A 20,615-nucleotide genomic window follows, 5' to 3' on the forward strand; every position below is an offset into this window, starting at 1 on the left:
TCTAGCAGAATCATAAAATGCCATTATATTACATACAAATTATTCTTTTCCAATTTACTAATAAGAAAGGAAGTGAGGAGCATGGAGAAAAAAGCCCTGGACGACCTTAGGCAGGTAATTCCAGATGACAGAATGTACCTTGATTTGGCAGAAAGGTATTGTTATAGCTATGACGCTTCTTTTGGGGAATATTTACCTGAAATCGTTATACAGCCAAAAAATGCGGAGGAAATCAGTAAAGTGATTAAATTAGCCAATACGCACAGGATACCTGTTTACCCTAGAGGATCTGGAACTTCACTAAGTGGAGGCCCATTACCTGTTAAAGGAGGGATGGTTCTTGATATGACCCTTTTACGGGATAAATTGATCATTGATCGGGAAAATATGCTTGCCATTGTCTCTCCAGGTGTGATTACGGCAAATATCCATAAAAAGGCTGAAGAAGCCGGCTTGTTCTATCCGCCGGATCCAAGCAGTTCCAATGTTGCCACTATAGGCGGGAATCTATTAGAAAACTCCAGCGGACCCAAGGGATTGAAATACGGAACGACAAAAGAATATGTGATAGGCCTGGAGGTGGTCACTCCGACGGGAGAAATCATTCGTACTGGCGGAAAGACCGTAAAAAATGTAACAGGGTATGATTTGACCCGATTGATCGTAGGATCGGAAGGTACCTTGGGCATTGTTACTGAGGCAATCATCCGCTTAATACCAAAACCTCAATCTAAACAAACATTTGTCGCCCACTTCAATCATTTGATAGACTCTGGCCATGCCATTACCAGCATTTTATCGTCAGGGATTCTACCATCTGCCCTGGAACTGATGGATAACGCGTGTATCCGTGCTGTCGAAAGCTATCGGCCTTCAGGATTGCCTCTACAGGCAGAAGCCATTCTAATCATAGAAATAGATGGTCACCCATTGGCGATTGAGGAAGAAATCAATAAATGCGCCGATATATGCAAGGCGGAGGGTGCATCCTACGTCAAGATAGCGGAGACAGAGGAAGAACGCCAAACTATTTGGAGTGCGCGTAAATCTGTTTCCCCGGCCATTACACAAATGGGTCCTACAAAAATTTCTGAAGACGCGACCGTTCCACGCAGTCAAATACCGGCGATGATGGAGAGATTAAACAATATCCGGGAGAAATACGGGTTGAACTTGGTTGTATTCGGCCATGCAGGGGATGGCAATTTACATCCGAACATCATTACCGATAAACGAAATATTACGGAAATGAAAAAAGTGGAGCTTGCAGTCAGTGAAATTTTTGAAGCCGCAATCGAACTAGGCGGGACACTTTCCGGGGAACATGGTATCGGTACTTTAAAGTCACCTTATATGGAAATGGAACTAGGAATAACAGGGGTGAATATGATGAAAAAAATTAAAGAAGCATGGGATCCCAATAATATCCTGAATCCAGGAAAGATTTTTCCTGATAAAGGCCAGACAAGGGTCGTGTTGGTTACATGAATCTACCCGTCAAACCGAACGAGACAAATGCAATGGCCCATAAGTTATATTCAGATGCCTATGATTGGACAAACCAATGCGTAAAATGCGGTTACTGTTTACCAGCTTGTCCTACATATGAATCAATGGGAGTGGAATCCGCCTCTCCACGCGGTCGAATCAATCTGGTGAAAATGGCAGCGGAAGGGAAAATAGATTTCCAAAAAGATTTAGCTGAACCGATCGACCTATGTTTAGGCTGCCGTGCCTGTGAAACCGCATGTCCTGTCGGTGTGCCATACGGACATATACTGGAAGCGGCAAAAGAAGCCATTGAAAACTCCCCGTCAACCAACCAAAAAAATAAAATGAACAAGATCAAAAAACTGGCATTGGTTCATCTTTTTCCATATCCAAAACGAATGAACAGGATCGGAAGTGCAGTACAGTTCTATCAAAAAACAGGATTATCCAAGCTTATCCGTTCATCGAATGTGCTGCAAAAGGTTTCCCCAGCCCTTGCACATTTAGAACAAGCACTTCCAGCCATCGAGTCGTCCTCCAAACGAATCCGGACAGGTACGATAATGCCGGCCAAAGGGGAAACGAAAATAAAAGTGGCATTTTTTGCTGGGTGTATCATGGATTCCATGATGTCACGAATAAATCGCCTTACCATTGAGCTGCTCACCTTAGCAGGTTGTGAAGTCATTCTCCCTGAAAATCAGAATTGCTGCGGTGCTCTGCATTCCCATCAAGGTGAAACAAAACAAGCGAAAGCATTGGCAAAGAGGAATATCCAAGCCTTCATGCAAACGGATGCTGATGTAATCGTAAATAACGCAGGAGGCTGCGGTGCTTCGCTTCTTGAATATGGACATCTATTGGCAGAGGATCAAGAATGGGCTGCGGCGGCAAGGGCTTTCTCGGAAAAATCAAAAGATATCAGTCAAATTCTTCATCAATTGGGGCCGCTACCCTTCACTGAAGGATGGCAAGGCATCGTTTCCTATCAAGATTCATGTCATTTACGCAATGTACAAAAGGTCCAAAAGGAACCTCGTTTATTATTGCAATCCATACCAGGAGTTTCCTATGTCGAAATGGAAGGGTTTGACCGTTGCTGTGCATCTGGAGGCATTTACAATCTTCTCCACTTTGATGAATCCATGAAAATTCTTGATGAGAAAATGAAAAACCTTAAAGAAACGAAAGCAACAACCATAGTTACGGTTAACCCTGGATGCCAAATGCAAATGAGCATTGGCATCCAAAGGGAGGGAGCGGCAAAACAAATGAAAAGTATGCACCTTGTTGAAATACTTGCCAAGGCTTGCGGCTTGGATTGATAAAAAGAAAATAGAAACTTCATAAGATATTACTCGTCAGTATTTTCGCACTTATGGGAAAATACTGACGTTTTTATTTTTCAATTAATTAATGACCATGTTAGGGAACTTAATGAATGAGGAAAAACTCTTTTTAGATTAATTGCATGTAAATACATATGAAAAAAAACCGTTCAATTTTCTGAACGGATAGAATCAAATTAAATGTGTTAGTAAATGAACTTAAATTCCTGTTTTTATGCCAAAACCTATTAAAATTAAACCAGTTGATTTTTGGAATGCTTTCTGGAATTTAGAGTTGTTCATCCATTTTTTTGCGTAATCAATTAGATAAACAAGAAAAAGAAACCACAATACAGCAAGTAAGGTTAAGATGAAGGCTAATATAATCAATTGCTGGTTTACATTTCCGTTCAAATTGATAAATTGAGGCATGATTGTTATATAAACTAAAACGGTCTTGGGATTAAGAATATTATTAAGTAATGCTTGCATAAAGGAATCTTTATTATGCCGGCTTGAATACTTCGTAGGTGTATTTGCTTGTGCTTGAATTTCTTTTAAGGAAAAAACGCTTTTAGCAAAAAAACTTTTTATCCCTAAATAAATTAAGTAGGCGGCTCCCAAATATTTGATTGTACTGAACAGAATCACAGACTTTGCAATGACAACAGATAGTCCAAGAATAGCAATAAGCGTCCAAAAAGAAAGTCCCGTTGCCATTCCGAGAACGGTATAACGTCCGGCTTTTGGACCATAGCTAAGCGTGTTTTTCACTAAGAGCATTGTATCTGCTCCAGGCATAACAACCATCATTGCAACTATTGATATGTATGTAAGTAAGCTATCCATACTATTTCTCCCTCCCTTTCAATAGTGGTTACTAAAGTAACTACTTATGTAAGTATATTAGATGAAAATGGAAATCGTCAACAGATTTTGCTAAAATATTAGTTACAAAGGTAGCAACTACGGTTGTGTGGAGGGTTTATGAAAGAAAACATTTTAGACACATTAAAAAATCTAAATTTTACCGAATATGAAGCGAAAGCATATCTTGCCTTATTGGAAGAATCGCCGTTAACAGGCTATGCAGTTGCAAAAAACTCCGGTGTACCACGTTCAAGAATATATGAAATACTGGACAGTCTCGCAATAAGAGGAGATATTCTGGTTAGTCCTGGAAACACACCACAGTATACTCCCGTTCCTGCAAGGGAGCTAATAAAAAACCGTCGCATGAAAGCAGAAGAAAATTTTGAACTGGCAGAAAAATCATTAGCGGAGTTTGAACGTTCTGCAAATGATCGTGAAAACATCTGGAATATTATGGGTCGCAATGAAATACTCGATAAGGTAAAAGCTTGTATATTATCTGCAAAAAAAAGAATACTCTTAGAGATTTGGGAAGAAGAATTCGAAGAATTAGAGTCTGAACTAAGACAGGCAGCAAGTAAAGGAGTCAATGTAACAATTATTGCCTATGGGGAAATCGTCTGTGATTTTGCAAATGTTTACCTCCATTATATGGGTCATGAAATTACAGAAGAGTATGGTGGACGATGGCTTGTTATTAGTGGAGATGATTCAGAAGTAGTAGCAGGTATTGTCTCGCTTGGTAAAGATAGCCGTGCAGCATGGACCATGCATGTAGGTTTGGTAATGCCCATTACAGAAGTCATGATTCATGATTTGTATCTCATGGAAATCATGGAGAAACATAGAGAACTTTTAGAAGAAAGCTTTGGTGTAAACCTCGCCAATTTACGTAAAAAATTTTCTATCCATCCAGATTATAAAAAACACTATGTGGACTAGATTTGTGCTATAATTGTCTGTTTTTTTACAACATAATATGAAAGTGTACATTATTGTCAACAATAGGGGCATGAATCCAGGCAGGATTTATGCCTTTTAAAGATAAAGTTTCTAATTGAGCATGGGTGCAGGTAAGTTTTTAGAAGCAAAGCATCGCCCCAGGCACCCGACTGATTGAAGATACAGCAGATGATTAAGAAATATAACTACATTAAAATATGGAAACGGGTATAATGAAGAATGGAATAAACCATTCTTGGTAATGGGATTATTGTAGTATCGGATTAACATTTTTATATCCGGATTACATAAAGACAGAAGGAGAAATGATTCATTTGAATAATAAAGAAACAAAAGGTATCGAGTTACCTGCCAACTATGAGGAACTAAAAAAATCTGCCAATCGCAAATCTAATTGGAGAGAACGTTTAGATGCGATCGAAGAATTAGGACAGTCAAAAAATAAACAAGTGATCGACATTCTCACACATATCATGAATAGTGATTCTGTATATAAAGTTCAAGAGGCCGCCTACCGTCAATTGAAAAGATTAGGCGAAGATGTCCAATTGCCAGCAAGGAAAAAGGGCGAATTGGTTAAAGGGTTGACCAAAATCTTAGTCAGGATCAAGAAGAGTTTACCAGAAAATCACACATATACTGAATTCAAAGAAAAACTCCAGAAGATGAGAATGGATATATATGATACCTATGAGGGTGAAAAAGGAGCAGACTTTGATAAGTGGTTAGAAAATACATGGTCTGCTTTAACGAAAAGATAAAAGTTCATCAACTAAAAAATAAGGAGCAAAGTTTTTGCTCCTTATTCTTATGTGTAAAACAATAGCTTTAGCTGGCGTATGATAATATGTTTAAAAGAGGAAGTATTTGGCTGATGGCTACATATTCAATTTGGAATCAAACGATAATATGCCACACCAAACTACGGTGAAAACCGATAAATACATACGAATTCAGGGGAGAAAAGATGACTGATTATATTGAACTTTGGAAACAGGCAATGGCAGATCATACAGGGAAGATACCTAACAGGCTAAAAGATGATGCAGCAGAAGAAGCTTTTTGGTCTTCCATGGTGGAAGGGAAAAAACAACATAAAGCCGATCCTTATGCAAAACCTGTGCAGCAAGAGTTATTGGCATTATTAAAACAGGATGATCATGTATTGGAAATCGGCCCTGGATGGGGCAATTATACATTCGATATTGCAAAAGAAGTCAGGAAGTTAACTTGTATAGATAGTTCCAAAAGCATTATCAGTTTTTTGGAATCCCAGGCGAACGAAAAAGGTTTTAAAAACATGGAATTTATTCATGATAAGTGGGAAAGTGATACCAAAAGAGACAGATATGATGTAGTATTTGGTTTTAATTGTTATTACCGTATGACAGAAATCGGTCAAACCTTATTAAAAATGAATGAGTCTGCAGCCCGGTTAGTGATAGTAGGTATGACAACCGGACCAGAAAAACCTCATTATATGGAATTGAAGCAACGAGGATACACGATCAATTTAAGAAAGCGGGATTACATACACATCTTGAATGTTTTGTATCAACTTGGAATACTGGCGGACTGTAAGATCGTTAAATTGAAAAGTAAAAAAATCTATTCCACCTATGAAGAAATGATTCGCGATAATACAACAAAAATTCTCGATGAACATTTTTCCTATGATGTAGTAAAAACGATCCTTAATAAATATGTGGTGGAAAAAGAAGGAGTTTTCGAATACGAATATCCGTTTCATGCAGCTTTGATGTATTGGAATCCGAAGTGAAATTAACAATTCAAGTACCATTTTCTCTGAATTCATTATCTTCTTTTTAAGGTCCTTCAGGAAAAAGGTATTTTTTCTGAAGGATATTCGCAAAATAATATTAACAAGGCTACAAAACAATGATAGAAAAAGGAGCGTGAATGATACATGAAAGAAATATCAGAAAAGAGATTTTGTGAAACTTGTAAAAAAGAGACAGTTCATACAGTAACTGAAGATGCATTAGAAATAGAATATTCCTGTAATGAGTGCGGTAAGCACCAAGACATTTTCAAGACATTTTTTTGAAAATATTCGAAACAATTTGTATGGAATACGCAATCAGAATTTTGCTGCAAGGTAAGAACTAAAGTCGTCTGGTATTTGGAAATGATCTATCCTAAAGGAAGGAATCCCCTCAAATTCTCCGATATTTTTTTGCTTTTCCCCTTACTTAGTGCGGAACGGAAAATCCAGCTGAATAGTTGAGACACTTGCCAAAGTGCAATGGGAACATTCCCGTTTGCTGCCATGTATTAACGAGAGGGAATATACATAGCAACAGCCAATGTGTTTTTCATGAGCATCTATTGAATTTGTCACTTGTTTTAAATGATCTACGTTTATAAAAGCCCCTTCACCGATATTCGCCTTGTTTCACCATAAAGTCGACAGTCAACATAAGATTGTTAACGCTGCAAATAATTCCACCACCCAATAGTTAATTCAAACGAATACAAAAATACAGTCGACTGTATTTCAGGAAATATTATCCTAGCAATAAATCGCCTCGCATTCTGATGAAGATGGATTTTGCGTAAAAAATATTTTACTCAACGGTTTATCATGTTTGATAGGTGGGAGGGGTTTCCGATCAATTATTGTCAGGGAGAATGTGCAAAAGGAATCGTATTGGACAATGGAGGGAAAGATTTAAGTTTTATTTAACATATTATTGTGTAAAGAATGAGTTAAGTTTCTTATACTGTTCATACTTTAGAAAATAACTGAAGGTTTGAAGTTTTCCGCTTTCCAAAATAGATCATGACCTCCAATTACTTTTTAATGATGGGATGACTTACGCCATGTGGTGGAGCAATTATGAAATCAATAAAAAATACAGCGGTAAAATTTTCTTATTTCTATTTCAACGGCAGAAAATATGTGATATATTGCATATTATATATTGGTATTTCAAGGAGGTAAGGCCATTGGTACATTCAAATTCATCACAAAAAATTAAACGTACTTCTGTACGTGAAGAAGCATACATGATTTTGCGGGATTGGATTGTACAGGGAATCCTAAAGCCAGGCCAACAATTACGAGACAAAGAATTAGCCGAACAATTGGGAGTAAGCAGAACCCCTATTAGAGAAGCACTTTTAAGGCTTGAGGATGAGGGATTTGTAGAGACCAAGCCTAGCCGTTCAACTATTGTTTCCCCTATTCAATTAGAAGGGGTATTAAACATATATTCCATTGTTTGGACACTGGAAAAGTTGGCTATGGAACAGGCTTTTGATTTCATTGAAGAAAAACACCTAATTGAGATGGAAGCCATCAATCATGAAGTGAAAAAAGCAATCGACGAGGGAAATCAAATAGTGGCCGTTCAGAAAGATGATGACTTTCACTCCATTTACATCAATCTTTCTACAAATGATGAATTAAAGCGGATTCTATCAGGACTCAAACAAAAACTTATACGAATGGAACTGTTTTATTTCAATCAGGTAAGTGATGTTCATCTTTCGGTTGATGAGCATGATCAGATCATACAGGCATTAAGGAATGGAAATCTCACTATGGTGCTTAAGGTGATAGAAAAAAATTGGAAAGAAAGTTACTATAGAATTCAAGCCCATTCGGAACGTGTAAAAATTGGGGAAGAAAAAAATGAGTAATGATACTTTAGTTGCTATATCACCTTCAAGAAATAAAGGGATTGCACTAGTATTGACTGGTGCTGCGTTATGGGGAGTATCAGGAACTGCAGCTCAATATCTTTTTCAAAAGCAAGGTTTCAGTCCTGAGTGGCTTACTGTTGTACGCTTGTTGCTTTCTGGAATCATCTTATTGGGGGTCGCTTATAAGAATGAAAGACTGCAAGTTTTTGAGATTTGGAAAACTAAAAAAGATGCGCTTCAAATTATCCTTTTTGCCATTCTGGGGATGCTCGCTGTTCAATACACATACTTTGCAGCAATTGAACATGGCAACGCAGCCACTGCTACAGTCCTTCAATACTTGGCACCGGCCCTGATCACTTGTTATTTAGCCATTCGTTCCAAACGTTTTCCAAGCATTACTGTGAGTGTAGCTGTAATCATAGCGATTTTAGGCACTTTTTTGCTTGTGACGGGAGGAAGCATACGTACACTTTCCATTTCCGGGTGGGCAGTATTTTGGGGAATAACATCAGCCTTTGCATTGGCATTCTATACATTGCAGCCTTATAAACTCCTCTCAAGATGGGGTTCAATGATTGTTGTGGGATGGGGCATGTTGATTGGAGGCATATGCTTTAGCATGATTCATCCTCCATGGGCATTTGAAGGCAATTGGACGTTATCTTCATTTTCAGCGGTTTTATTCATCATCATTTTCGGTACGATCATTGCTTTTTATTTTTATTTGGAAAGTACAAAATTCATTTCGGCTTCAGAGGTAAGTTTATTAGCCTCGGTTGAGCCATTATCCGCAACCTTAATATCCGTTTTCTGGCTGAATGTAACGTTCGGTTTTGCCGAGTGGCTCGGCACACTCTGCATTATAAGCACCATTACGATTTTATCAATCGTAAAAGACAAGTAATGTCAGTTGTAAACCAGGCAAAATAATGGAATCTCTGCAGTAGATTATTAAACATATAAACTTATAAACTACCATGAAGCTCGAACATACATTAAAAAAAGCAATTACACTACATGTGAATTGCTTTTTTTGTATTTTAGGAGTATTACGCATGCATTTAATCATTAAAAAAGACATTGATTTTCAGAAATGCTTTTCTACCAACTTTTACATGGTGTTGTCGAGATGGTCTTACAATTAACTCATTAACGGTAACATCTTCAGGTTGATTTAAAGCAAACAGAATCGTTTCCGCAATACGGCTCAAAAGCACCTATCAATATTCTAACGGGCCTTTCAAGTCTGTGTCAGTAATAGCCATTATGAAATGTAATTGAGAAGAGCTTACCTTATATCTATATAATGTTGCAGAACCTTTGCCGGGAAAAATTTGAGGGGCAGGGGGCGTAAGGAAACAATAATGGCAGGGGGCATTGTTAAATTCCGTTGTGCTTGCTTTAAACAGTTATACATTGCTTTACCGCCAACTGAATTGGCAGAGTGAATAGTAATGCGGTTAGCAAAAAGTTTTTCATTGACCATCTTTTGAACAAGCATAAAACCATTCCTAGTTTTATTTAATAAATCATGGTCCAAAGAGAGGTGTTCAATATCATAGTTTTGCAATAGCTCTATACATTCGTCAATTGTCTCGACTAACACATAGCCATCGGGAGCTTTCCGATAGTCATCCAGAAAAACGCTGATTTTTTTCATTTCTTATACTCCTCCCCTTATACAAGTGTGATTAATAAAAGTCAAAAAACCCCAAGAAATTATGGTTTTATATCTTAAGTCTATCACAACAATGTAAGAAGGGGACATATTCGACGTTAATGGCTACTATACGACAGCCTTTTTTAATAAATATTCTTTATACTTATCGTTGTGCTTCTTCAACTGATGGGTCTTTATTAACAGGAGGAACTGTTACTGAGCCACCCCCATATGAAACTAAGTTGCATGTTTTTATTAACTAGCGTATTGTCTTCGGACAGTTTAGTAACTCCCTCTAAATATCCCTTGTGAAATTGGTACAAAACCTCCGCTTAAAAGTTAATAATTGTAATAATTAGGGTAAAAGGTAATATCTTAACTAAAAGGAGAAGTGATATGTTACATCCAGAAGAGATTTACCTTGTACTAAGGGACAAAACGCTGCTGTTGGAGTTAAAGGAACAAATAAATGACTATCATATTTTCTACTTATCAATGATTAATGATCAGCTTTCATTGATTGATAATGCTCTAAAAGAATGTAACGTTGATTCCTGCACTATATCAAAAGGGTAAAAACAGCATTTACTGTCTTATATACAAAGGGAATCAATTTTTCACCTATAAATAACCAGCTAAGCGCCCTCTGAGAAAGGCGCTTTTTTATTGGGCAAAGTGGTGTCAATTAATAGGCCAAGGTTAAAAAATCACTTAGTTGATAATTTTAGAGGTGTAATTCCATATTGGGTTAATCATATTGCAAGCGGAACTTTATTTTTCACCTACAGCATTGTGAGGCTGGTCTTTTTCATTTATTTTTGCTTCTTCTCCAATGCTTTCAAGTGTAGCCGCAGCCATTTGCTCTCTAATGCGAATGATATGGGCATTCATTAGTTGCTTGGCTTTGTCCGCGTCCTTTAATACGATGGAATAGTAGATTTCTTTATGTTCTTGAAGCGTTTCTTGAAAATGACCTGGTTTTGCGAAACGATGCCGTCTGGTGGCACGAATCGTATTTTTCATTTGGTCACTTAGAGTATGAACCAATCCAGCATATATGGAATTATTTGTGGCTTGTGCAATACTATGGTGAAAAAGCAGATCTGCTCGCAAGCCTAATTCTTCATCATGTTCCGAACGTGCCATTTCTTCTAGAGCTTTAAGGATATTATGTAAATCAAGAGAGCTTGCTCTCTGCGCAGCAAGAAAAGCACACTCCGTTTCAATTACTCGACGGACTTCAAGCATTTCATAGACCATGTTGTCCTCAGCCTTGATGATTGAGGTGGTTAGCTGTTCGATCAGTGATTGGACATCAGATTGTCTGATAAATGTTCCATCTCCTGGTCTAATCTCAATGACTCCGTTAATCTCCAATACTCGAAGGGCTTCCCTGATTGATGTTCGACTCACTTTAAAACGGTTGGATAATTCGCGTTCAGGCGGTAATTTATCTCCAGGTTTCAAGTCACCGCTAATAAAAGATTCCTTAATTTGATTGAAGATGATTTCGTACACTTTGGGAGATTTAACTGGTATTGATTCCATTACTTTCTTCACATCCTTCCATGACAACCCTAACAACATGCTGGTACGACCATTAGTGAAATCATTCTAACAAGCATTCATTTATGAAGCAAGGGGATAATCCGCACTATTAAAATTAAAATAGGTAACGGTTGAAAAAATCTGATTTTCAATTGGTTAGACCAATATTGTAAAAATATAGGGTCTAAATTCAATTAAATTACGTTCACATGAATATTAAAGTCATTTGGGTTTTGTTGTAGGGATGGAAAATTAGCAAGAAACATTGATAAATAAGCATTTTTTATGGATAAAAGTATAAAACGGAAAATTGTTGAAAAAGTCAAAAAATTTAGTATAATGAAAATTGGTTAGACCAATTATCCGATAAATGGAAGCGGAATCATATAAAGCTATTAAGGAGGGGGAAACCATCTCTTGATACTACAGTTGAAGAAAAGAAGAAGAAACTAAATCTTTGTATAGGTACGACCAAAGTTTTTGATATGACAAAAACAGATGTTAAAACAGAAAGAAGGAGAATAGATGGAAGCGGCTAGTGTAAATTTAATCAACGATTTAAAGCAAATCCTTTCGGAAAGTCAAGTAACGGAAAACCAGACAGTAAGAGAATTGCATGCCAGAGATGAATCCTATCATGCTGTAAGTCTTCCTGATATTGTTGTATTTCCGGAAACAGCACAGCAAGTCAGTGAAGTTGTGAAATTGGCAAAAAAGTACAAAATTCCGATGGTTCCTTTTGGGTTGGGATCAAGCCTCGAGGGACATGTCATACCGTACAACCATGGCATAACTATTGATTTTTCACTAATGAATAAAATCCTGGAAGTGCGTGAAAACGATTTTCTCGTAAAAGTTCAGCCTGGTGTAACGCGTTCGCAACTAAACAAAGAATTGAAAAAATACGGTTTGTTTTTTTCCGTTGACCCGGGAGCTGATGCTACTCTTGGCGGAATGGCGGCAACAAATGCCAGTGGAACGACATCAGTTAAATATGGTGTGATGCGTGATCAAGTCCGTGATCTTGAAGTGGTACTTGCAGATGGTTCCATTATACATACTGGCAATTTGGCCGCTAAATCGTCATCAGGCTACCATCTAAACGGCCTATTTGTTGGATCAGAGGGAACGCTTGGCTGCTTTACGGAATTGATGTTAAGAGTTTATGGAATTCCTGAGCACGTTATGGCGGCAAGAGCATCATTTCCGACATTGACCCATGCAGTGGAAGCTGTTGTATCCATTTTACAGTCAGGTGTTCCAATAGCAAGGGTGGAACTTGTCGATGAACCCTCAATGAAGCAGGTTAACCATTATAGTGACACAAGCTATAACGAAGCGCCTACACTATTTGTGGAGTTTCATGGCAATGAAGCCGGGTTGAAGCAAGACATAGAGTTCACTAAGGAAATAGTAGCTGAACATAATTGTCTCGATATTGAATTTGAAACAGATAATGCTGCCAGGAACCGCCTATGGGAAGCTCGCCATAATCTTGCCTATGCATATATTCATGGCAATCCTGGGAAAAAACTGATGGTGACTGATGTCTGCCTTCCGATTTCAGAGCTGTCCGGTGCCATTCACCATGCGAGGGAAGCTATTGATTTCCTGGGCCTTACCGGTGGGATCGTCGGCCATGTAGGCGACGGGAACTATCACGTACTTTTAATGATTGATAACAATAATCAAGAAGAGATTAAAAGAGCTGAACAGCTAAATGAACAAATTGTCCTGTATGCCCTAGAACGTAAGGGAACATGTACTGGCGAACATGGTGTTGGGGTCGGTAAACAAAAATATCAGGAAAAAGAACATGGGAACTCACTGTTTGTGATGGAAAAAATCAAATTAGCCCTTGATCCAGATAATTTATTAAATCCAAATAAAATATTAATGCTAGAAAGAGTGTGATGGAATGAAAGTATTAGAAGCATTAAGCGCAGTAGCCGGAAAATATTTTGCTGTTTGGGTTATCTTAATATCCGTCATTGCTTTTATTTTTCCTGCTCCATTTTTGGGATTGGGGGGATTCATTACAATATTGCTTGGCGTTGTCATGTTTGGAATGGGGCTCACTTTGAAGGCAGTTGATTTTAAAATCATCATTACTAAACCACTGCCCGTGATAATTGGAGTTTGCGCCCAGTTTATCATTATGCCATCTGTAGCATTTCTTATTGCTAAACTCATGAATTTGCCAGCCGAATTAGCTGCAGGTCTGGTATTGCTTGGCTGTGTACCAGGCGGAACAGCCTCTAACGTGATGGTATATCTTGCAAAAGGAAATGTACCTTTATCGATAGCTATGACTTCGGTATCAACTTTACTGGCTCCAATCATGACACCGCTGCTTCTGCTTTTGCTGGCAGGACAATGGATGCCGGTTGATTTTTTTGATATGTTTAAGTCCATTGTACAAGTCATCCTTCTTCCGATTGTTTTAGGATTGGCCATTAAGCGGTTTTTCCCAGTAGCAGTTGAAAAAAGCTTGACCGTTTTACCACTTATTTCGGTAGCAGCCATCATTACTATTGTAAGCGCAGTAGTCTCAGGCAACGCAGCTAGCATTGCTGCTTCCGGGTTCCTTATTTTTACTGCCGTGATGCTACATAACGGATTTGGGCTACTTTTTGGTTACTTAGCAGCAAAAGTGCTTGGACTTGATGAAGTGAATAGAAGAGCGATTTCGATTGAAGTGGGCATGCAGAACTCTGGGTTAGGTGTTGCGCTTGCCACTGCACATTTCGGCCCGCTGGCAGCACTTCCAAGCGTCCTGGCTGCTGCATGGCACAACATATCGGGACCAATTCTCGCGACTTACTGGTCAAAAAAACATGCTGGCGACAGTATAGAGGAACCGATAGTTCATCCGGTGGAGACCAAGCTTTAATTTATATGTATTTGAAAAAAAATCCCATGCTCCCAGCAGGGGTTTTTTTTGTTATCTATAAATCCCAGCACTAAGTAAGGGTTTTAACCTTCCGCTAACTGATTTTTACCAATTCGCTTAAACGCCTTTTGAAATATTGAAGTAGGTCATAAGAAATGTATGACATCGTAATTATAAGGAGTGTCTCAAATAGTTTTAGGAGAAGATTGTCAGATATATGATCCAGTCTTAGTGCCGAAATAATTAAATCAAAAATATCGATGAAGACTACATGAACAATGTATATACCTAGGGCTCTTCCTCCTACTTTAGTAATGAACAAATCCTTCCCCAATGTTTTATTATTTAATGCAAATAAAAAAAGAAATGCAGTTAAAAAGATAGTGGAAATAAAATATTCCCCATGACTTCCCGATAATATCTTTTCTAATAAGTATCCTTCTACCACTTGGATAATAAAGAAGATTAAAATTAATGATAAATTGGTTTTTGCTGTTATTGCTCCCGACTTTTTAAAGAATTTATCATCCGCAAAGAAGAATCCCAAAGTTGTATAAAAAAGACCAATGAATAAAGCATCCCGTGTACTCAAAGGAAGATCATAGAACACCGAATACGATTGGCCGAAAAGACCTAACAGGTTGAATATTAGGCTAATGGGTAAAAGAAGCCTTGCTTTTTTCAACTTAAAAAAACCGAATAGAATGATAACGCTCCAAATTAATGCGGTTAAAAACCACAATTGGTATCCGCTAGTCCCAGTTCCGTAATATATAAGGTCAAGAAAAGAAAAATGATTAATGTATTGCGCAAATTCCTTTGGTACATCGGCAGCATCTTTATAAAGAATTAGAACATCATACATCATATAAAAGAAGAGCCAGCACAAATACAGTTTCAAGATTTTTATAATATACCTTTTAAAATAATCAAAGGAATCCCTTTTATGGATCATCTTTTGACCGAACAAATAACCAGATGCAGTAAAGAAGAATGGCACCGCAAACCTTGAGAAGTTATCGAGAATAAATAGACCAATTTGGCTATCCCTAGGGAATACATGAATGACTACAACAGAAAATATGGCAAAAAATTTAATAAAGTCAATCGCGTTATTTCTTTCCATTTGTTCACCCTTTTCATAACACTTTTACTATCATTGGTTATTCCCTATATTATGTACACCAAAGAAAAATTTATTTTTCTCTTTCTGATTCCAATTACAAGATACTGTAAGACTTAATTAATGAACAGCTAATCGTTCAGGAGGGTGGACTGTTTGTAGTAGTAGCTTCACTATACAGATAGTAATCATTTGAATGCCTATGTTCTTGTTAATTTGGCCCTTACAGAAGAAACCCCTGTAATCAAGCCTTTTGACTAAGGGAAATGGGGGGACTTTCTGATTGTAACTTGCAAATTGATATTTAATTATCATTGCTTGAAGCACTGCACACATGCTGGACCATAAGTCCTGCTGATATTAAAAACATCTAATTTTTGCCTCTAAAAGAATGCTTAATAGTCTTGGTAAGACAATGGGATGAAGGGGAGGAGGCATTCTTATTTTCTACTTTCTCTATTAACTTGCTCCCATATTAAATCCACTAATTCTTGGCGTCTCATTCTTGAAGTTTCAAGTAATTTACACATTAATTCATCATATTTTAAGCACAAATTGCAAAGTTGTTGTGTCCTGTATTAATACTATGATAGATGGCCTAATCTTATATAAAACAGCTTACATTGGCCAATGTGGGTTCATCTAAGTCCTATTTACAGATCAAAAGGGTAAGTAGAACCATTATTATGAATATTAAAATCACATATATCAATAATAAAAAGGTGTTTTTAAACATTGGAAGGAGATGGTGTTATGAAAAAATTATTGTTGATGGGATTTATTTTTTTATTTCCTCTAATAAACATGGTGGCTGGAACAAACAGTGCATACGCTAAACCGCAGGTACAAAGTGTCAGTCAATCTGAGGTAAAGTTCGCAAATGAATTCAGGAAACTTTGGATTGATCATGTATTGTGGACAAGTAATTATATTACAAGTGCAACAACAGCTGGAGCGGAGGATCAAAAACAGGTGTTGGCTAGGCTTCTGAAAAATCAGGAGGATATTGGAAATGCTATAAAGCCAGTATACGGAGAGAAAGCCGGGAACAAACTTACGGATTTGCTTAAGGAGCATATTGTTATTGCGGGTAAGATTGTAGATGCGGCTAAAAGCGGAAATGAAGTCTTGGTGAAACAGCTAAACAAAGAATGGTATAGAAATGCTGATGAAATAGCAGCCTTCCTTAGCGGCGCCAACCCCAATTTGAAAATTGAAGATCTAAAAAATTTGCTTTATATGCATCTGAAATTAGTGACAAATGATTTATCTGCAAGCTTAGCAAAAAGTTGGAACGGAAGAATCGTTTCAATTGACGAAGGGGTCGCACATATAATCTTAATGGCGGATACTATCTCTGCGGGAGTTGTAAAGCAGTTTCCGGATAAGTTTTAAAAATAATCTTAAGAATCCTCCAGCATTCTGTTGGAGATTCTTTCATTCGCTTATCAAATATACAATTTTAGTCAGAAGTCAGCAGATTAATGACACAAATCTGCTGACTTTTTAATTTTTTGACACAAGACCGTTGTCTTTGTGTTTTACAAATTTAATGAGTAGAGGATAGGGGACAACGCCTCCGCGAGTGTTGCCGGAAGAAACGAGAGACGATATTATTTACTTTCAATGGTCGCAGAAGTAACAGTTCAAGGCAATATTTATACATCATATGAAGAAGTTGCTTATTGAACAAACGGGGCATTTTAGTTGAAGGAATGAGACTTCGCTTAATTTACCTGTGTAACCGAAACCACCACCGTCATTAAGCATCTAAAAGTTATAAAACGGAAAAAGCCCACAACATTTAGGTTGGGGCTCTTCTTGCTCCTATTCACTGAATTTGGCAGCTAGTTGGCGATTTTTGTGACTACTAATGAGGGATACCTATATGTTACATTGGCAGATGCAGTAATAACTCTAATACTTAGCCTATCATTAGCGGATAATTGAAGTTGGATTGTTCTTCCTATCGTGTTTCTAGTTTCAACTTGCGATGGTTGCCCGCCTGGACCGCCTGTAATTCGATTAAAGGATTCAAAAGTACTTTCAAGAACTGGGGTTGTGTCATTGATGAATAACCTGAACTGCACTTCGGTATTAAACGTTAAGTTAGAAGCATTTATTAGTCTAGCTGTTAAATCCATGCTAATCTCATATACCCCATCAGTCAGAACCTCAATATCAGTATAAGGTCCAAGACCAGGAGGAAAAGGAGCTGTTTCTAATAACGGCCCAGGAGTTGTGAAAACAACCTTCTGCCCCAGAGTAGGGGGATTTACCGTAGACACTGTGACAAAATTCCCAGACGGATCGTACAATGATCCATAAGCCAAAGCACCCCCTGGTCCTTGAGGTCCTGGAGGTCCTGGAAGTCCTTGAAATCCTTGAGGTCCTTGAGGTCCTCGAGGACCTTGTTCACAATCCTTACATTTTTTATGATCGTTTTTATTATGGAAATGATCGTTTTTATTAAGGATATCATCGTTATTACACTTATAGGTCGTGTCAACAAATCTACGACCTTGAATTGGCTTTTCTATTTTACTCACCCTTTTCCTTCATTGTTCACTTTCCGAAAAGTCGAGCAATGAAGCTTTTTTTTTCTACTTTTTCCGCTTCTCTTTCTGCTTTAATAGTTTCTATTTCCTCTTTACCAGAGGATACAAGGGGTCCTATACGTTTTACAGTAAGTGACGGAGATCTATAAGAAACACTTCCACTCACATTTTGAATAAACACAAACAAGTTTTCTCCTGCATTTAACTTTGGCATGTCAATCCTGTTACGATTTCGAAAGAGGAACCTGGAATGGGCCCTATGACACTTCAGTTAATCGTGAATAAGGCAGTTTCAAGTTCATTAGTAATAACAACAAGGTCGGCACTTTTTTCATAGACACCACTAAGAGAGACAGTGATTTCATTTGTTTCCGGATTCGGGATTGTATTTAATAAATCAAAATCTATATGACAAAATTCCCAGACGGATTGTACAATGATCCATAAGCCAAAGCACCCCCTGGTCCTTGAGGTCCTCGTTTTCCGCAGTGTGATTCTTTGCATTCTTCAAGACATTTTTTGCAACAATTGTACTTTTTTTTATAATATCGATACGTGATCGGACAAGTTAATCACTCCTTTCTACACTATATATGCCGATATAAAAAAAAGGGTTGGATTTTTAAGTTTGATTTTTAAATCAGGCTTTATTTAAAGTTATATAGAGGACGTACTATTATGAAAGATAGCTGAATATCGTTGGGCAAGGCGGCGTTTTAAAGAAGGAGCTAGAATATTATCAACGTTATGTATATACCGAACATAAAAAAACCTATATACACCTGAGGGGAATGTGCTTGTTGAACTACCATGAAAATTAACTTCTGCAGTTATGGGAAAAAGGCAATACTGAATAAGACGCAGCTCATTTGTAAAAGGGGAGAGCGTCTTATTTATGGAATCGGATTGGTTATAAAACTGAATTAAGAAGCTTCCGGTTGTGCCAATGTAACCGTGTAGCCTAAACTTTCAAGTCTTCGAAGTGAATTTCGAACAATGGATTGTTACTTCTGAGTAATATGATTTTCATAAAAAGAAATATTGTCGAGTCCCAATGCGTTTGGAACAACAAGTGATTTCTGAATATGAATCACCCTGGAGTATATTTGAAAAAAGTTTAGATTCAGCATATGTTGTAATTCGGGAATAACGAAAAGCAAATAATAAGCGAATATATACTAACAAGGATATTTATCAATTAGATAAAGAATTTTAGGAAGAATGTCTTAACAGAGAATTTAGAATCAATCACAATAATCTAAATAATCTATATGAAATAAGTAATGAAGCTGTTAATAAAAAAATTAAATTAATTGTGGATATGTCCAGTATGTATAAAAAGGGTATCGTTGTGTTGATTGCCGGAAAAGTAAGAGCAATAACCCTAGAGATGAGATAGACAACACATTTATGATATTAGTCATATTGAAAGACAACAGATTGGCACTATCATTATTTCAATTCTAGTTTACATAATATATATTATAGGAAGTCGTATTTTTATTGTTAATTTTATCTCATATCTTAAGAATACTTAACTTAGTGAGATGAAAGGTAAATTTTTAAATTTATCCACTACAATTATATATTGTTATCTTTTTATCCAATTACTCATTGTTAACTAATACTTTAAGTAAATAAAAATGATTGATCTTCAATTTTATATTGGGATTAATTATTGGCTGTATATTTTGCTAAGTCCCATAATATTTAATTCTTAAATGTTAATTAAATTTCTGATTTTTATTCTCAATCGTAATTTATCTGTTAATTTAATTGCTAATATTTTTGTTTTTGGCTATTTTGTTATGTTTACGATTAATCACTTTAGTGCACTTATTATTTACTATACTTAGCTCATATCAATTCTAATCTATATTATGTTTTCCCTTCTTGTAAAAACCGGTGGCACCTTCACTTTCTTCCTTTTTCCGTCCATTCGCATTACAGAATAATACATGTCTATTTGGCATTCCGTTGCCATAAGAAGTCATTGACATCATAACTACTCCTACCTGAACCAATTCAGCATTTCTCGATACAAAGAATTCGGATAAAACTTCTGTTGTTGTTATGAAGTAATAAACGATTCCCCCCTATCACATTCTATAGTTATCAAAACATTATGCTAACTAACCTTATTTACCAATTTTATTATTCTGATATATAAAATATATGGCAATATGAAAAAAATCACGGGTTAACACTTCTAAAAAGTTATATTAATATATTTCCCCTTATAACAACTCTAAGGGTTTTTATCTTAAAATTTCCGCTTTTTCTTCCTGAAACTGATAATAGGGTCCTGTATTTAGCAATATAATCTCTCTTTAAACTTATAAATGACGATCAATCCGCTCTGTTTTAAAACTTATTTTTAAGTAAAGGTTGCGATTTTTTAGGAACTGCTTTCATAATTGCAACAACATACAGTGAATCAATAGGATGCTGCCAAGGGTTAAAAGGTAAATCTTCAAATCGAATTTGTTAAAAAACACTGCCTATC

The 20,615-nt window shown here is 36.9% G+C and carries 19 protein-coding genes; 11 read left to right on the top strand and 8 right to left on the bottom strand.

What is annotated here, in order from left to right; translation table 11 throughout:
* Window positions 1-81: 81 nt before the first annotated feature.
* Together ACFX4I_RS19770 and ACFX4I_RS19775 are read left to right on the top strand one after the other, a co-directional pair.
* Entirely contained in the window at window positions 82-1,488 is a 1,407-nt protein-coding gene (locus ACFX4I_RS19770) for an FAD-binding oxidoreductase (RefSeq protein WP_377422520.1), read from the top strand.
* 32 nt (window positions 1,489-1,520) lie between these two features.
* Window positions 1,521-2,816, top strand: a complete 1,296-nt coding sequence (locus ACFX4I_RS19775; RefSeq protein ID WP_377422522.1) for a (Fe-S)-binding protein — start codon at window positions 1,521-1,523, stop codon at window positions 2,814-2,816.
* Between the two features lie 222 nt (window positions 2,817-3,038).
* On the opposite strand, the gene ACFX4I_RS19780 is transcribed toward ACFX4I_RS19775, so the two are convergent.
* Window positions 3,039-3,668 carry a homoserine/threonine efflux transporter gene (locus tag ACFX4I_RS19780; protein WP_377422524.1) on the bottom strand — a complete coding sequence of 210 codons (630 nt, stop codon included), beginning with the start codon at window positions 3,666-3,668 and terminating at the stop codon, window positions 3,039-3,041.
* Between the two features lie 138 nt (window positions 3,669-3,806).
* Between ACFX4I_RS19780 and ACFX4I_RS19785 the strand changes: the two genes are divergently transcribed.
* From ACFX4I_RS19785 to ACFX4I_RS19805, 5 genes are all read left to right on the top strand, one after another.
* A complete protein-coding gene (locus tag ACFX4I_RS19785) occupies window positions 3,807-4,634 on the top strand; it encodes a TrmB family transcriptional regulator (protein ID WP_230301101.1) in 828 nt (275 codons plus the stop codon).
* A 326-nt stretch (window positions 4,635-4,960) separates the two neighbouring features.
* The gene (locus ACFX4I_RS19790) at window positions 4,961-5,416 is read left to right on the top strand and encodes a HEAT repeat domain-containing protein (protein ID WP_309518949.1); all 456 of its coding nucleotides are present in this window, start codon (window positions 4,961-4,963) and stop codon (window positions 5,414-5,416) included.
* A gap of 206 nt (window positions 5,417-5,622) precedes the next feature.
* Window positions 5,623-6,435: a class I SAM-dependent methyltransferase gene (locus ACFX4I_RS19795; RefSeq protein WP_377422526.1), complete on the top strand. Its 813-nt coding sequence runs from the start codon at window positions 5,623-5,625 to the stop codon at window positions 6,433-6,435.
* Between the two features lie 1,190 nt (window positions 6,436-7,625).
* Window positions 7,626-8,321, top strand: coding sequence for a GntR family transcriptional regulator (locus tag ACFX4I_RS19800; protein WP_377422528.1), 696 nt, complete (start codon window positions 7,626-7,628; stop codon window positions 8,319-8,321).
* Window positions 8,314-9,231, top strand: coding sequence for a DMT family transporter (locus ACFX4I_RS19805; RefSeq protein WP_377422530.1), 918 nt, complete (start codon window positions 8,314-8,316; stop codon window positions 9,229-9,231). Before ACFX4I_RS19800 ends, ACFX4I_RS19805 begins: the two co-directional genes overlap by 8 nt.
* A gap of 384 nt (window positions 9,232-9,615) precedes the next feature.
* Here the strand turns inward: ACFX4I_RS19805 and ACFX4I_RS19810 are convergent, their stop codons facing one another.
* The gene (locus ACFX4I_RS19810; protein ID WP_377422532.1) at window positions 9,616-9,987 is read right to left on the bottom strand and encodes a cyclic-phosphate processing receiver domain-containing protein; all 372 of its coding nucleotides are present in this window, start codon (window positions 9,985-9,987) and stop codon (window positions 9,616-9,618) included.
* A gap of 396 nt (window positions 9,988-10,383) precedes the next feature.
* On the opposite strand from ACFX4I_RS19810, the gene ACFX4I_RS19815 reads away from it, so the two are divergent.
* Complete coding sequence (locus ACFX4I_RS19815; RefSeq protein ID WP_230301107.1) at window positions 10,384-10,563, top strand: hypothetical protein; 180 nt, start codon at window positions 10,384-10,386, stop codon at window positions 10,561-10,563.
* 195 nt (window positions 10,564-10,758) lie between these two features.
* Here the strand turns inward: ACFX4I_RS19815 and ACFX4I_RS19820 are convergent, their stop codons facing one another.
* Window positions 10,759-11,535: a FadR/GntR family transcriptional regulator gene (locus ACFX4I_RS19820; RefSeq protein ID WP_377422534.1), complete on the bottom strand. Its 777-nt coding sequence runs from the start codon at window positions 11,533-11,535 to the stop codon at window positions 10,759-10,761.
* Window positions 11,536-12,060: 525 nt separating this feature from the next.
* Between ACFX4I_RS19820 and ACFX4I_RS19825 the strand changes: the two genes are divergently transcribed.
* Window positions 12,061-13,449 carry an FAD-binding oxidoreductase gene (locus ACFX4I_RS19825; RefSeq protein WP_377422536.1) on the top strand — a complete coding sequence of 463 codons (1,389 nt, stop codon included), beginning with the start codon at window positions 12,061-12,063 and terminating at the stop codon, window positions 13,447-13,449.
* A gap of 4 nt (window positions 13,450-13,453) precedes the next feature.
* Window positions 13,454-14,428, top strand: coding sequence for a bile acid:sodium symporter family protein (locus tag ACFX4I_RS19830; protein ID WP_253514406.1), 975 nt, complete (start codon window positions 13,454-13,456; stop codon window positions 14,426-14,428).
* A gap of 94 nt (window positions 14,429-14,522) precedes the next feature.
* Here the strand turns inward: ACFX4I_RS19830 and ACFX4I_RS19835 are convergent, their stop codons facing one another.
* Window positions 14,523-15,554: an acyltransferase gene (locus tag ACFX4I_RS19835; protein ID WP_230301109.1), complete on the bottom strand. Its 1,032-nt coding sequence runs from the start codon at window positions 15,552-15,554 to the stop codon at window positions 14,523-14,525.
* A 750-nt stretch (window positions 15,555-16,304) separates the two neighbouring features.
* Here ACFX4I_RS19835 and ACFX4I_RS19840 point away from each other — a divergent pair.
* Entirely contained in the window at window positions 16,305-16,946 is a 642-nt protein-coding gene (locus tag ACFX4I_RS19840) for a glycosyltransferase (RefSeq protein ID WP_377422538.1), read from the top strand.
* Window positions 16,947-17,398: 452 nt separating this feature from the next.
* On the opposite strand, the gene ACFX4I_RS19845 is transcribed toward ACFX4I_RS19840, so the two are convergent.
* From ACFX4I_RS19845 to ACFX4I_RS19860, 4 genes are all read right to left on the bottom strand, one after another.
* Window positions 17,399-18,100: an exosporium leader peptide gene (locus ACFX4I_RS19845; protein ID WP_377422540.1), complete on the bottom strand. Its 702-nt coding sequence runs from the start codon at window positions 18,098-18,100 to the stop codon at window positions 17,399-17,401.
* Between the two features lie 16 nt (window positions 18,101-18,116).
* Complete coding sequence (locus ACFX4I_RS19850) at window positions 18,117-18,323, bottom strand: hypothetical protein (RefSeq protein ID WP_377422542.1); 207 nt, start codon at window positions 18,321-18,323, stop codon at window positions 18,117-18,119.
* A 53-nt stretch (window positions 18,324-18,376) separates the two neighbouring features.
* Window positions 18,377-18,613 (bottom strand): hypothetical protein, encoded by a 237-nt coding sequence (locus ACFX4I_RS19855; protein ID WP_230301113.1) that lies wholly within the window; start codon window positions 18,611-18,613, stop codon window positions 18,377-18,379.
* A gap of 1,364 nt (window positions 18,614-19,977) precedes the next feature.
* A complete protein-coding gene (locus ACFX4I_RS19860) occupies window positions 19,978-20,109 on the bottom strand; it encodes a hypothetical protein (RefSeq protein WP_377422544.1) in 132 nt (43 codons plus the stop codon).
* Window positions 20,110-20,615: the final 506 nt, after the last annotated feature.

The sequence above is a fragment of the Peribacillus sp. YIM B13472 genome, from assembly GCF_042788005.1.
GTDB classification, from domain to species: Bacteria; Bacillota; Bacilli; order Bacillales; family DSM-1321; genus Peribacillus; species Peribacillus simplex_E.

Bases quoted from the DNA above. Each gene is read 5' to 3' on its own strand.
- ACFX4I_RS19835 (WP_230301109.1), bottom strand. From the start codon at position 15,554: ATGGAAAGAAATAACGCGATTGACTTTATTAAATTTTTTGCCATATTT.
- ACFX4I_RS19790 (WP_309518949.1), top strand. From the start codon at position 4,961: ATGATTCATTTGAATAATAAAGAAACAAAAGGTATCGAGTTACCTGCC.
- ACFX4I_RS19805 (WP_377422530.1), top strand. From the start codon at position 8,314: ATGAGTAATGATACTTTAGTTGCTATATCACCTTCAAGAAATAAAGGG.
- ACFX4I_RS19830 (WP_253514406.1), top strand. From the start codon at position 13,454: ATGAAAGTATTAGAAGCATTAAGCGCAGTAGCCGGAAAATATTTTGCT.
- ACFX4I_RS19815 (WP_230301107.1), top strand. From the start codon at position 10,384: ATGTTACATCCAGAAGAGATTTACCTTGTACTAAGGGACAAAACGCTG.
- ACFX4I_RS19780 (WP_377422524.1), bottom strand. From the start codon at position 3,668: ATGGATAGCTTACTTACATACATATCAATAGTTGCAATGATGGTTGTT.
- ACFX4I_RS19855 (WP_230301113.1), bottom strand. From the start codon at position 18,613: ATGCAAAGAATCACACTGCGGAAAACGAGGACCTCAAGGACCAGGGGG.
- ACFX4I_RS19785 (WP_230301101.1), top strand. From the start codon at position 3,807: ATGAAAGAAAACATTTTAGACACATTAAAAAATCTAAATTTTACCGAA.
- ACFX4I_RS19860 (WP_377422544.1), bottom strand. From the start codon at position 20,109: ATGTCAATGACTTCTTATGGCAACGGAATGCCAAATAGACATGTATTA.
- ACFX4I_RS19795 (WP_377422526.1), top strand. From the start codon at position 5,623: ATGACTGATTATATTGAACTTTGGAAACAGGCAATGGCAGATCATACA.
- ACFX4I_RS19825 (WP_377422536.1), top strand. From the start codon at position 12,061: ATGGAAGCGGCTAGTGTAAATTTAATCAACGATTTAAAGCAAATCCTT.
- ACFX4I_RS19775 (WP_377422522.1), top strand. From the start codon at position 1,521: ATGGCCCATAAGTTATATTCAGATGCCTATGATTGGACAAACCAATGC.
- ACFX4I_RS19810 (WP_377422532.1), bottom strand. From the start codon at position 9,987: ATGAAAAAAATCAGCGTTTTTCTGGATGACTATCGGAAAGCTCCCGAT.
- ACFX4I_RS19770 (WP_377422520.1), top strand. From the start codon at position 82: ATGGAGAAAAAAGCCCTGGACGACCTTAGGCAGGTAATTCCAGATGAC.
- ACFX4I_RS19850 (WP_377422542.1), bottom strand. From the start codon at position 18,323: ATGCCAAAGTTAAATGCAGGAGAAAACTTGTTTGTGTTTATTCAAAAT.
- ACFX4I_RS19840 (WP_377422538.1), top strand. From the start codon at position 16,305: ATGAAAAAATTATTGTTGATGGGATTTATTTTTTTATTTCCTCTAATA.
- ACFX4I_RS19820 (WP_377422534.1), bottom strand. From the start codon at position 11,535: ATGGAATCAATACCAGTTAAATCTCCCAAAGTGTACGAAATCATCTTC.